12 protein-coding genes are annotated in these 12,460 nt (G+C 64.0%); 5 read left to right on the top strand and 7 right to left on the bottom strand.

Going from position 1 to position 12,460, the window contains the following annotated elements; all coding sequences use genetic code 11:
* Positions 1-5: 5 nt before the first annotated feature.
* Genes CXY77_RS06680 through CXY77_RS06665 form a run of 4 tightly spaced genes read right to left on the bottom strand, consistent with a single transcriptional unit; the run spans position 6 to position 3,400 of the window.
* Positions 6-662, bottom strand: a complete 657-nt coding sequence (locus tag CXY77_RS06680; RefSeq protein ID WP_092338203.1) for a GntR family transcriptional regulator — start codon at positions 660-662, stop codon at positions 6-8.
* Positions 663-716: 54 nt separating this feature from the next.
* Positions 717-1,691, bottom strand: a complete 975-nt coding sequence (locus CXY77_RS06675) for a dihydrodipicolinate synthase family protein (RefSeq protein ID WP_199181896.1) — start codon at positions 1,689-1,691, stop codon at positions 717-719.
* 4 nt (positions 1,692-1,695) lie between these two features.
* Complete coding sequence (locus CXY77_RS06670; RefSeq protein WP_104090049.1) at positions 1,696-2,481, bottom strand: SDR family oxidoreductase; 786 nt, start codon at positions 2,479-2,481, stop codon at positions 1,696-1,698.
* 28 nt (positions 2,482-2,509) lie between these two features.
* Positions 2,510-3,400, bottom strand: coding sequence for an NAD(P)-binding domain-containing protein (locus CXY77_RS06665; protein WP_199181895.1), 891 nt, complete (start codon positions 3,398-3,400; stop codon positions 2,510-2,512).
* Positions 3,401-3,594: 194 nt separating this feature from the next.
* Here CXY77_RS06665 and CXY77_RS06660 point away from each other — a divergent pair, with 194 nt between their 5' ends.
* From CXY77_RS06660 to CXY77_RS06645, 4 genes are all read left to right on the top strand, one after another.
* Positions 3,595-4,587: a TAXI family TRAP transporter solute-binding subunit gene (locus CXY77_RS06660; protein WP_092338209.1), complete on the top strand. Its 993-nt coding sequence runs from the start codon at positions 3,595-3,597 to the stop codon at positions 4,585-4,587.
* Positions 4,588-4,593: 6 nt separating this feature from the next.
* Positions 4,594-5,124 carry a hypothetical protein gene (locus CXY77_RS06655; protein WP_092338211.1) on the top strand — a complete coding sequence of 177 codons (531 nt, stop codon included), beginning with the start codon at positions 4,594-4,596 and terminating at the stop codon, positions 5,122-5,124.
* A complete protein-coding gene (locus CXY77_RS06650; RefSeq protein WP_104090045.1) occupies positions 5,121-7,187 on the top strand; it encodes a TRAP transporter fused permease subunit in 2,067 nt (688 codons plus the stop codon). The genes CXY77_RS06655 and CXY77_RS06650 overlap by 4 nt, the downstream gene beginning before the upstream one ends.
* 79 nt (positions 7,188-7,266) lie before the next feature.
* Positions 7,267-8,121, top strand: coding sequence for a fumarylacetoacetate hydrolase family protein (locus CXY77_RS06645; protein WP_104090044.1), 855 nt, complete (start codon positions 7,267-7,269; stop codon positions 8,119-8,121).
* Between the two features lie 7 nt (positions 8,122-8,128).
* On the opposite strand, the gene CXY77_RS06640 is transcribed toward CXY77_RS06645, so the two are convergent.
* Positions 8,129-9,049, bottom strand: a complete 921-nt coding sequence (locus CXY77_RS06640) for an AEC family transporter (RefSeq protein WP_092338217.1) — start codon at positions 9,047-9,049, stop codon at positions 8,129-8,131.
* A gap of 81 nt (positions 9,050-9,130) precedes the next feature.
* Here CXY77_RS06640 and CXY77_RS06635 point away from each other — a divergent pair, with 81 nt between their 5' ends.
* Entirely contained in the window at positions 9,131-9,946 is an 816-nt protein-coding gene (locus tag CXY77_RS06635; protein WP_104129850.1) for an alpha/beta fold hydrolase, read from the top strand.
* Between the two features lie 75 nt (positions 9,947-10,021).
* On the opposite strand, the gene CXY77_RS06630 is transcribed toward CXY77_RS06635, so the two are convergent.
* Positions 10,022-11,425, bottom strand: coding sequence for an APC family permease (locus CXY77_RS06630; RefSeq protein ID WP_255409993.1), 1,404 nt, complete (start codon positions 11,423-11,425; stop codon positions 10,022-10,024).
* 166 nt (positions 11,426-11,591) lie between these two features.
* Positions 11,592-12,428 (bottom strand): SDR family NAD(P)-dependent oxidoreductase, encoded by an 837-nt coding sequence (locus CXY77_RS06625; protein WP_104090040.1) that lies wholly within the window; start codon positions 12,426-12,428, stop codon positions 11,592-11,594.
* Between the last annotated feature and the right edge of the window lie 32 nt (positions 12,429-12,460).

The following is a 12,460-nucleotide window of genomic DNA, read 5'->3' as shown; positions in this document are numbered from 1 at the left end:
CGGCGCTAGGCGCGCGCGTCGCCGAATCTGCGGTCGACGAAAGCGTGATGGGCGATGCCGAGGTGGGCAGCCATGAGCGCGGCCGCCACCTCGGGGTGCTGTTTCAGGATGGCGACGGCGAGATCACGGTGAAACGCCACGCTGCGGGCGATATCCTCGTCGGAGTAGTAATAGAAGGTACCCAGCGACAGTGACGACGCCGTGAGCGTGCGCACGATCTGAACCAGTCGGGGGGCTCTGGCCGCCGCCAGAATGAGATCGTGGAACTCCTGGTTGTTCGTCAGGAGTTCCGCGCGATAGCTCGGCGACCGCGCTTCAATGATCGCCTCCATCGCCCGCACCGATTCAAACAACGCATCGGCTTCATCGTCCGAGCGGATGAGCGCGGCCAGCCCCGCCGCTTTGGACTCCAAATTTTGTCGCAGGTCAAAGACTTCGTCGATGTCCGAGCGGGTCAGCTGCGCCACGAAAGCACCCCGATGGGGTTCCGTGATGACCAGACTTTCCTCGGTCAACCGGCGCAAGGCCGCACGCACGGGAGAACGGCTGACGCCGAGCTCAGCGGTGAGAACGGACTCGAGCAGGTGCTGGCCTGGTGGATAGGCACCCGACACGATGCGGCCCCGCACCACCGCGTAAACGCTGTCGTCTGCACCTGCCATTGTTCTTCCCGTTCTCAGTTGACTCGGCTGCTGTACAGCAGCTGTAGCTTAGCGTCAGTGTTCTCGCGACATTTTCGCCCGGGGGTCATGGTGCGACAAACGTTCCAGCAGGTAATCAACCTCGGCCTTGGTTGTTTCTGTCATTCGGCCGGACGGTGACCGTTGGGCTGCGGAAGCGAGAACACCACGGCGCGCGAAGACGTACTTGCGAACCGCCAGACCGATTCCCGGCTGCTGCTCGTAACGAATTAGCGGCAGGTGGGCGTCGAACAGGTCGTGGGCCGCGTCGCGGTTCCCCGCAGCGGCCAACGCCACCGTGTCGACGAGCATTTCCGGAAAGCAATAGCCGGTCATGGCGCCGTCGGCACCACGTTCCGTTTCGAAGTCCAGAAAGAGGCCGCCATTGCCGCAGAGGATCGACAGCCGAGGCATGCTGCCGTCAGCTTCATAGCCGCGCAGGGTGGTGATCTTCTCGAGCCCCGGCCAATCCTCGTGCTTGAGCATGAGGGCGTTGTCGTTCTCGAGGGCAATCCGTCGAATCACCTGGGGCGTCATCACCACCGAGAAGGTCAGCGGGTAATCCTGGATAACGAACGGTGTTTCGGCGCCGATGGCCGCACTGGCACCCGCGTAGTAACCCACGATTTGATCGTCGGTGCGCAGCGAAACGGGTGGGGCAATCATGACGCCCGCCGCTCCGGCATCCATCACGGCCGCCGTTAGGGCCTGCATCGCCGCAAAGCCCGGTGCGGACGCTCCGACGATGATGGGAAAGGTCGTGCGTTCCACGAACCGCGTGGCGATCCGCACGGCTTCCTCGGCCGAGAGCTTCGGTGCTTCGCCGAGCTGTCCCAGAACGGTCAGCCCATCGACACCAGACTCGTTGTAGAACTCGATCAGGCGGTCGAGCGAGACGTAGTCCACCGCCCCGTCCTCGAGGAAGGGGGTGGGGGCGATGGCGTAGACCCCGGCGGTAGAACGCGAAAATGCTCCCACCTTCGCCATCGTGCTAGCCGTGTGCGCAGTCATCCGCTCAGACACTGGCGATCAATCCTCCATCAATACGAATGGTCGACCCGGTGATGTAGGAAGCCGCCTCGCTGGCCAGGAACGCGACCGTTTTGCCGTACTCATCGGGGGTGCCGTAGCGGCCGAGCGGAATAGCGGCTTCGCTCTCGGCGGTCACGTCGGCCACCGCACGATTCTCGCGTGTCGCCTTCGCTTCGTCGAGAAAGGCGATGCGGCCAGTAAGGATGCGGCCGGGCAGCACGGTGTTCGCGGTGATGCCATCGCCACCGACTTCGCGTGCCAGGGTCTTTGACCACCCGACCAGGGTCGACCGCAGGGCATTCGACAATCCCAGATTCGGGATGGGGGCGATCACTCCCGAACTCGTGTTCGTGATGATGCGACCCCACTGTCGTTCGCGCATTCCGGGAAGCACTCGATCGGTCAGTGCGATCACCGGAAGGACCATCGATTGGAAGTAGCTGGTCCACTCTGCGGCGGGTACTCCGCTGACCGGCGTTGGTTTGGGTCCGCCGGTCATATTGATGAGGATGTCGATTCCGCCCAGGCGCTGTTCAATCAGGCTGACCTGTCGGTCCATCTCGACCAGATCGGCGAGGTCCCAGGCGAAGGCTTCGGCTCGGCCTCCGGCGTCGGTGATGGCGCTGACGGTGGCAGCGGCCCCCGCCAGGGTTCTGCTGGCGACAGCGACAGAAACGCCCTCGGCGGCCAGGGCGCGGGCGATGGCTCCTCCCAGGCCACCGCCGGCACCCAGCACGAGTGCCGTTTTCGTTCCGATTCCTAGGTCCATGGTGATCCTTTCGTTGACGTGCCGGCGGTCAGTTCTCGTTGCGCGCGAGCGTGGATTCGAGCAGCCAAGCTACCGCTGAGTCAATGTGATCTGCCGTGCCCGGAGGTGCCGGGTTCTCGCGCAGGGAACGAATCGTTTGCTCGTAACGCCCTGAGGTGCCGGCGAGTACCGTTCCCGGCAGGCCGATGTCATTCAGCTGGTCGATGGCCCGATGAACCTCATGGGATCGCCGCTCGGCGTGCATCACGTGCGTGCGCACGATGGCGTTGAGAAATTGCGTGAATCCGGCCTGGTTGATGTCTTCGAGAACCAGGTACAGCTCGTCCCGAACACCCTGGCTCTCGGCCGCGATCAGGCATTCCACTCCGAGTGCTTCCAGCCCCTTGGTGAGCACCGTGCGCAAAAGCTTCAACGTCATGGCATCGCCCGGCTCACCATCGGCGAGTGCACGGGCCGGGGCCTGAATCGTCGCGAAATCGGCCAGCGCGGTTTCCGCTCGAGGCCCGGCGAGCAGGATCGGGGTCTGCAACCCGGTGAGTGCGATGGCGCCCATGATCGCGGCGTCGACATACGCGACGTTCCTGGCGGACATCCGCTGGCCCATTTCTTTCTTGCCCGCGGTGGTCGCGGTACTCAGATCGACGTAGACCGTGTCGGCACGAAGAAAAGGCAGGGCGGCTTCGGCCGCGCTGTCTGCGACATCGCCGGGCACGCAGGCCCAGACCCGATCTACCTCGCCGAGCCACTCGCCAATGGTTTCCTTCAACTCGACGTCGAGGTGCCGGGCGCATTCCCGGGCTTGCGATGAGGGGAACGAATCGCACAGCACCACGTCGAATGCCGCTGCCGCGGCGGCAGCATAGAGCCGTCCGACCTCGCCACAACCGATGATGGCCAGCTTCATTGGGTTCCTGTCCATCGAATTGATTGGGTTCGCACTAACTGCATTGATCCCGACTGTACGAAATTTAGACAATCCTGTCAATGTTGAGGAATTACATGCCGATAATTCGGGTTTGTTGACGTAGATGGTACGACGAATGTATAAATGTACAGAGGGATGATCACATTCCCAAGCCCGCTCGAACCAATGAAGTTTGGAGCACACAGCTCATGACCATCCGCTCTCGTTCAATCCCGCAACGACGCACAGTACGCATTGCCATTGCCGCTCTCGCGGTACCGGCCCTCTTTCTCACCGCCTGCAGTGACGGCGGCGGCGCGGCCGGCGGCTCCACCGCCCTGTCCATTGCGGCCGGGGGCACCGGCGGTGTGTACTACCCGCTGGGTGGCGGTATCGCCACAATGATCGGCAACGACATCGAGGGGTATAGCGCCACCGTCCAGGAAACGAACGCATCCGTCGACAATCTGCTTCTGATCCAGACAGGCGCGGCCGACTTGGCCCTCGTGGTGGGCGATGTGGTCTCCGATGCCGTGGATGGTGTCGGTTCCTTCGCGGACAATCCTGCCGACATCTGCTCGCTCGGTAACCTCTACAACAACTACATGCAGCTGGTCACCTCGTCCGGCACCGGCATTGAAAGCGTTGAAGACATGAAGGGCTTGCGCGTCTCCGTCGGATCCCCGTCCTCGGCCACCGAAGTCGGCGCCGTCCGCATTCTCGAAGCCGCCGGCATCAACGTAGAGACCGACATCGACCGCCGCCAGCTCGGCGCCGCCGAGACCGCCGACGCACTGCGCGACGGCACGATTGACGCCGGCTTCTGGTCTGGCGGCCTCCCCACCGGTGCGCTGGTCGACTATGCCAGCACCGGCGACATGGTGCTGGTGAACTTCGGCGAATACGCCGATGCTCTCGCCACCGAATTCGGTGCCTACTACGTCGAACAGGACATCCCGGCCAACACTTACGAGGGCCAGACCGAAGCCGTGTCGGTGATCGTCTCGCCGAACCTGCTGGTCGCCAGCAATGACATGGACGAGACCCTGCAGGAGCAGATCACGGCAGCCATCTTCGACAATAAGGAAGCCTTGATTCAGGTGCATCCGGCAGCCGAGGAACTGGACGCCGCGACGGCCGGTAACGTTCCCTACATCACCACCTGCGCGGGCGCCCAGACGTACTTCGACCAGGCCAGCTAAACCGCGATGCGCAAGCCAGCCGTTGCCATCGCGGCGGCGCTCGTCACACTCACCGTCGGCGCTTTCGGCCTCGTCACCGCCTTCGGGCCGGTCGGCGCCAGCGCCGACGGGGGCGGCGAACGGATGATCGTGGTCCGTGACCAGGACGGCGACGTGCTGGCCAGCCTTCCGCTGAACGGAGACTCGTTCTCCGTCAGCTATCGCAATTCGATCTACCAGACCATGGCTGAGGAACGCTACGTCGTTGCCGCCGACGGAAAATACGAACTGGTCGAAATAGCGGCCGATCAGCTGGCCGTGATCGAAGAGTATTACGCCGTGCCCGACGCTCCGCGCCGCGCATCGCCCGGCGACCGACGCGCCTATGTCGTCGAGCCGGACCCCAGGCATCCGGCCGTGTTCGAGGCGCTCTCGATCGCGGCAACCGACCTCGGCGAACGAACCATTCACATTCCCGGGTCGTCGCCCTACGCACTCTGGCAGCTTGTCGACGATGCCGCCCCCTACCTAGTACTTGAGATCGAGGAGACACCATGACCCAGGAAACGGGCGGCAGCGCAGCCGTCAACACCAAATCACCGCCGAGCGCACCGGGCGGCACCGCATCGGACCTGCTCGACGAGGCCGATCCCAAAATCGATGAGGAAGCGCTACTCGCGGAGTTCGATGCTGAAATACCCGCGCGCAAGCTCAGCGGTGTTCCCCAGCTCGTGGTCAAGATCATGGGGGTCGCTCTTTCCCTGTTCGGTCTGTACTGGGTTTTCAACCCGATGGCCTCGCAGTTCTACCTCCCCGCATTCCTGATGCTCGCCCTGTCGGCCACCTTTCTCGCCTACCGTGGTTGGGGCAGCAAGAACAAGGCCAAGGCCCCGGGCGCGAAAGACAACCCCCGCGTCGCGGACTGGTTACTCGCCGTGGTCGCGGTTGTGCCCTTTGCGTACATCATCTCCGACTGGGACGCATTCTTTCGTCGGGCGATCATTCCCACCGACCTCGACGTCATCATGGGCACGCTCGCCATTCTGGTGACTCTCGAAGCCGCGCGCCGCACCGTGGGTCTGATGATCCCCATTGCCGTCATTGTCTTCTTCGCCTACGCCCATTGGGGTTCCTATATTCCGGGCGTGTTCGGCACCTCATCGTTCGACTGGTCCCGCCTCGTCGGTCACAACATTATGGGCACCCAGGGATTGTTCGGCGTTCCCACCAATGTGGCGGCCACCTTCGTGATTCTGTTCACCCTGTACGGCGCCGTCCTGACCGGTTCCGGGGCGAGCAAATTTTTCATCGATCTCTCGTTCGCAGCCTTTGGACGATCCGCTGCAGGCCCTGGTCGCACTGTCACCCTGGCCGGCTTCCTGCTCGGCACAGTTTCCGGTTCCGGCGTTGCCACCACGGTGACCCTCGGTGGAATCTCCTGGCCACTGCTGCGCCGTGCCGGCTACCCGCGCGAGCACGGCGGCGCCCTACTCGCGGCTGCCGGTATCGGCGCGATCATGGCTCCGCCGATGATGGGTGCTGCGGCCTTCATCATCGCTGCTCTGCTCGGCGTCTCTTACCTGCAGGTGCTGATCTGGGCCATCATTCCGACGATCCTGTACTACTTCGGACTCATCCTCTCCATTGAAATGGACTCGCGCCGCTTCAAGACGACCGACGTGAAGATGGAGGTGAAGCCGATCGGCAAGCTCCTGCTGCGGTTCGGCTACCACTTCAGTTCGCTCGCTGCGATCGTGGTGTTCATGTCGTTCGGGATGACGCCGTTCCGCGCCGTTGTCTACGCCACGGTGCTTGCCCTCGTGCTGAGCTTCTTTGATCGCTCGTCGTGGATGACGCCACGTCGAATCTGGGACGCCTTGGCCACGGGAGCCGCCGGCGCCATGTCGATCATCCCCGTGATGGCCGCGGCCGGCCTCATCGTCGGCGTGCTCACTCTCACCGGCCTCGGGCTGAAGCTGGCGGGCATCATCGTGTCCGCCGCCGGCGGCAACCTGCTGCTGACGGCCATCCTCTCCGCTGTCGCGGTCACCCTGCTCGGCCTGGCCGTTCCGGTCACGGCGAGCTTCATCATCTCCTGGGTCATCATCGGTCCGGCCCTGCAGGACGTCGGTGTGCCGGCATTCGCCGCGGCCATGTTCATCTTCTACTACTCGGTGCTCAGCGAGGTGTCCCCGCCGACGGCGCTGTCGCCGTTCGCAGCATCCGCTATTACCGGTGGCAAACCCATCACGACGATGTGGCTGACCTGGAAGTACACCCTCACGGCCTTCCTGGTGCCATTCGTATTCGTGCTGTCCGAGGCCGGGATCGGCCTGCTCCTGCAGGGTGGGGTCTGGTCAATCGTGCTGGCGACTGTGACTTCCCTGCTGGCTGTCGCCGCTCTCGCTGTCGCAACCGGCGGCTGGCTCTGGGGCCCGGCGAAGTTGCCGGAGCGGCTCCTGATCGGTGGCGGTGCCTTGCCGCTCGTCACCCTGTCCCTCCTCCCCATGGCCATCGGGGTCGGCATGATCGTGCTGGGAATCGTCGTGCACCTGATCGGGCGTCGGCGTCGGGCCGCCGAGACAGCCGAACCGGCAGTCTCACACAGCGCCACGGCCTGATCCGCGGGGTGACCAAGCGTGTTGGTCGCCCCCCGCTTCACCCTGTAGACCACATTTCGCGCTACGTGAAAGGCTGCCCATGCGTCTCTGTACTGTTCGTGAAGGTTCGTTTGAAATCGCCGCCGTCATCCTTCCTGACCGCGGAGCAGCGCTGATTCGCGATCTCCTGCCGGGCTTCACGGGCGACGTGCTTGAGGTCCTGACTGCGGGCACAGCGGATGCGATCGAGGCGGCAGCTCTCGCCGCTGACGCTTCGATCTTTCGCCCGACGGATTCCGTGACGTTCGGTGCGCCGTATCGGCACCCCCGCATGTTGTGGGGCATCGGATTGAACTATGTGGAACATGCGTCGGATCTCGCCGAGGGCGTACCGGACGAGCCAGCCTCGTTCATCAAGGGCGACCACACCATCATCGGTCCGGGCGAGAACATCCCGATCCCCTGGCAAAGCATCCGCACCACCGCTGAGGCCGAACTGGGCATCGTGATCGGACGATACTGCCGCAACGTTGAACCGGACGATGCGTTGGGCTATGTGGCCGGCGTGGTTCCGCTCCTCGACCAGACGGCCGAAGATATCCTGCAGAGAAATCCCCGGTTTCTGACGCGGTCGAAGAACTTTCCCGGGTTCTTCTCCTTCGGGCCGGGCATCGTTCCGTTGTCAGAAGTGTTTGAGTCCTACGATTCTTTGGCCGACGTCACGGTGTCAACGGTCATCAACGGTGCCGTTCATCGCAGTAACACCGTTTCAAACATGCGCTACGACCCGGCTTTCCTCATCAGCTTTCACAGCAAGGTCATGCCGCTCTATCCCGGCGATATCATTTCGACCGGAACGCCCGGTGCGGTGCAGGTTCGGCCGGGGGATGTCGCGGAGTGTCGCATCCCGGGGATCGGTGTTCTGCAGAATCCCGTTGTGGACCAGTCGCGCTAAAGCGCAGTCACGCCAGCAGGGCCGCGACGACGATCAATGCCGGCATTGAGAGGATCGTCGTGAGTAACACGGTGTCGCGGGTGACGACGATCGCCCGGTCGTAACGCGAGGCGAAGTTAAAAATGTTCTGCGCGGTCGGCAGGGCCGACACGGCGACGACCGCGAACAGCTGGGCGCCGTCGAGATCGAACACGAAATGACCGAACAGGTACGCGATGATCGGTGCCAGTACGACCTTGATCACCGTGGCCACGACGACCTGTTTGCGGCCGGTGCCTGCCTGCAGCAGGCGCTGGCCGTGCAGGGACATGCCGAACGAGAGCAAGACCATGGGAATGGCTGCTCCGCCGATGAGCTCGAACGGTGCCAGTACCGGGTCCGGCAGGGTGATGCCGGACACCGCAACGACCACACCGGCGAGTGAGGCGAGAATCATCGGATTGCGAAACGGTTGGGTGAGGATCGATCGCAGGGATGCCCGGCCGTGGGTGGCCAGGTCGAGAATCGCCAGAATGGTCGGGGCCAGAATCACCAGCTGCAGCAGCACCACTGGCGCCACATACTGGGCACTGCCGAGCACATAGATGGCCACCGGCAATCCGATGTTGTTGACATTGATGTAGGTCGCGCTCGACGCACCCAGCACCGTCTCGGCCAACGGAGTGCGAAAGAACAAGCGGGACGCCACCACATAGAGCAAAGCGCCCACGAGGACCGTGCAGACGATGGCGGCCAGAAACTCGGAGAACAGCACCGAGACGTCAGCGTGCGAGAGCACGGTGAACAGCAGCGCGGGGGTCGCGACGAAGTACGCCATGCGGTTGAGCACCCGGCCGGCGCCCGCCCCGACCAGACTGAATCGCTCGGCGAAGTACCCGATCAGGATCACAAATCCGATAATCGAAAACCCGACCAGAACACCGCCCATTTAGTTGAGCCTACGGGTTCACTCAGCTGATCTCCCGCGCGGCCCTTTCGGTCGTGCGATCGACGTTGCTACGATCCAAGCATGCCCCGACTCGACGTTCCTGGCGCTTCCCTCTACTACGAGACTCAGGGAGACCCCGCCTCGCCAGCCCTGCTGCTGATTCACGCGGGCATCGCGACCCTGCGCATGTGGGATCCGCAGGTAGCCGCCCTCGCAGCGCACCACTACGTCATCCGCTTCGACACCCGTGGTTTCGGTCAGACCACGGCCGAGAATGTGGAATTCTCCAACCGAGCGGATGCCACGGCGCTGCTCGATCATCTCGGCGTCGCTCGCGCCACCCTGATCGGCTGCTCACGCGGAGGCACGATCGCGATCGACTTCGCCGTGGCGACGCCCGAGCGAGTCGCGGGCATCGTGACGATCGGGTCAGGGCCCAGCGGGTTTCCCGATGTGGAACTCACCGAGAAGGAAGATGCCCTGTTCGACAAGCTGGATGCGGCCTTCGAAGCCCGCCAGTGGCCGCGGCTGGCGCGGCTCGAGGTTGCGCTGTGGGCGGTTGGACCCACGCGCAAGGCGGCCGACGTAGATCCCGCTTTTCTGGTCCTCGCGCAGGAACTGAATCTGCGCAACGTCATCCACGCCACGGAAGCGCCGATCCTGATTCCGTTGGAGCCGCCGGCGCTCGACCGGGTGAGTGACATCGACGTTCCCGCGCTGGTCACTGTGGGTGAGCTCGACGTCACGTCATCGCTGGCGCAGTACGAGTTCTTGTTGGAGATGCTGCCGCAGGCCAGCGGATGCACGTTCCGCGACACCGCGCACCTGCCGAGCGTCGAGCATCCGCTGGAGTTTCAGCGCGTACTGATCAGCTGGCTCGCGACCAACAGTCTCTGATCCCTCTTCCTCTCCTGCTCCGGGCAGAAACAAACCGCTGCCCGGTTCTCCCACACCCGAACCGGGCGACCCGAGTCAGGAGCGGCGCGCGCCCAGGCGCTCCAGCAGGCGCTCCTCGGCGTCGTGACCGGGCGCGATTCCGGCCGGAATGCGCAGGTAGAAGAAGACGCCGCCGACCCACCACAGCCCGAATAACACCCAAGGCTCGAACGACAGCGCCGCCGGCATCCCGGGCATATACAGGCTGAGCAGGCCCAAGCACAGGGCGGCAGCGGCGACGCCGATCACGACTCCGCCATTACCCTTGCCGCCCACGCGCAGCGGGCGGTCCATTTTCGGTTCGCAGCGGCGCAGCACCACGAAGGCGACGGCCACCAGAATGTAGGCCATGACGATGCTCGGGGCACCGGAATCCACGAGCCAGCCGAGCATCTGCGTGCCGAAGAACGGCGCCACAAACGACAGGGCACCGATGAAGGAGAGCGCGTTGGTGGGGGTACGAAACTTGGGGTGCAGCCTGCCAAACCAGGCCGGCAGCATGCCCGAACGCGCCATGGAGAACATCAGGCGTGAAGCGCCGAGCAGCAGGGAGTTCCACGAAGTGAGAATTCCGGCGATTCCGCCGGCGATGAGCACCTTCGCCATGACATCGCTGCCGAACAAGGCGCCCATAGCATCCGCTGTGGCGATATCGGCCTGGCCGATGGCGGCAGCCGGCATCGACGACGAGGTGGTGAGTACGATCATGACGTACCAGATAGTCGCAAGAATCACAGCGACGACGACAAGCTTGCCGATCTGTCGCGGCGCCACATTGACCTCTTCGGCCGACTGCGGAATGACATCGAAACCCACGAAGAGAAACGGCACCACGACGAGCACGGCGAAGAATCCGCCCATGCCGCCCGTGAAAAACGGTTCCATGTGCACGGTCGAACCACCGGTGAACGACCCGAGCACGAGCATCGCGCCGACGATCAGCAGGAACAATACGACGAAGGTCTGCACGACACCGGCCAGTTTCACACCACGGATGTTGATGCCCGTGATCACGACGGCGGCCACCGCTCCCACCAGCGCCCAGGTCAAATACACCTGCTCGCCGGCGATCTGCCAGAGCGGAATCTGACTCAGGTCGGGAAAGAGGTACCCGGCCGTGCGTGGCAGTGCCACGGCTTCGAACGCCACGATGGTGACGTAGCCGCCGGTGATTGCCCAGGATCCGACGAACGACCAGCGCGGCCCCATGGCTCGCAGCAAAAAGTTGTGTTCGCCGCCGGCCTTGGGCATGGCCGCGGTCAGCTCGGCGTAGGTGAGGCCGACGATGCCCATGATGATGCCGCCGGCGATCATGGCCGTGACGGCACCCAGCGTGCCGGCGTCGTTGATCCAGCCGCCGGTCAGCACGACCCAGCCGAAGCCGATCATGGCTCCGAAGCCGAGAGCGAGCGCATCTCGATTTCCAAGGACTTTGAGCAGAGAATCCGGCGTGTGGTGATGGTGCGTGGTAGTGATGGTGTCCCCGATTGTTTCGGCTCACGTCAACGCTGATGCGACGTCGGATGGTGTGCTGGCCGCGAACCGGTCGGCCCGCCGCGAGCGCTTGTCTGCCTTGATTCTGTCACCCCGGCGGCGCCGCAGAACGTTATCCGTGGCCGACCCAGCGATCCATTGACCGGTAAACGCCGAAAACACGGCCGGCGACGGCGTCCCACGCGGTCAGCGGCAACACGCCGCGGAGCACCTTCGACAGATTCACCGTCCACGGCAGTAACAGCTGCGGCTTGCCGGCGAGCATCGCCCGCCAGACCCGATCCACCACGTATCCCGGCGTCATCAGTGGGGTGAGCAACGGCCCGCGCGCCCCCGTGAACATGCCGGTGTCGATGTAGCTCGGGCACACCGTGGTCACCTTGACCTGCCCGTGGCCCTGCTGCACTAGTTCGAGCCGCAGCGAATCGCTCCAGCCGATCAGGGCCGCTTTCGAGGCGGCATAGACACTCATGCGGGGGGTGCTGAGGGTGCCGGCGGCCGACGCGATGTTTACAATGCGTGATTCGCGGTATCCGCTCGCAATCATCGCCGGCAGAAACTCGCGGGCGATGTACATGGGCGCGAGCGCATTGATCTGCATCGTCGGGCGGGTGTCGGCGCCGTTGTCGTGCTCCCAGAAATACTTGCCGCGCACGATGCCGGCGTTGTTGATGACCACGTCGGGGTCGCCGACCTCGGTGCGCACCCGCTGCGCCGTCTGCGCGATGGCCCCCAGATCGGCGATATCGACAACGTAGGGCGCGATCGTCGTGCGCCCGTTAGACCGATCGTTCAGGATGGCGGTGGTCGCCGCGAGCGCGGCACCGTCGCGATCCCAGAGAATGAGCGCTTTCGCCCCCTCGGCGACAGCGCGCTCGGCATACAGGCGGCCCATTCCCATGGCTGCTCCGGTAATCAGCACGCGGGCTCCGGCGACGGTTCGACTCATACTCCCATCATGCCGCCTGCGGCGGCTTGGCG

This window comes from Cryobacterium sp. N21 (genome assembly GCF_002929575.1).
Classification (GTDB): domain Bacteria; phylum Actinomycetota; class Actinomycetes; order Actinomycetales; family Microbacteriaceae; genus Cryobacterium; species Cryobacterium flavum.
Note: the sequence above shows the minus strand (reverse complement) of the source record. Positions and strands in the feature narration are given on the sequence as shown.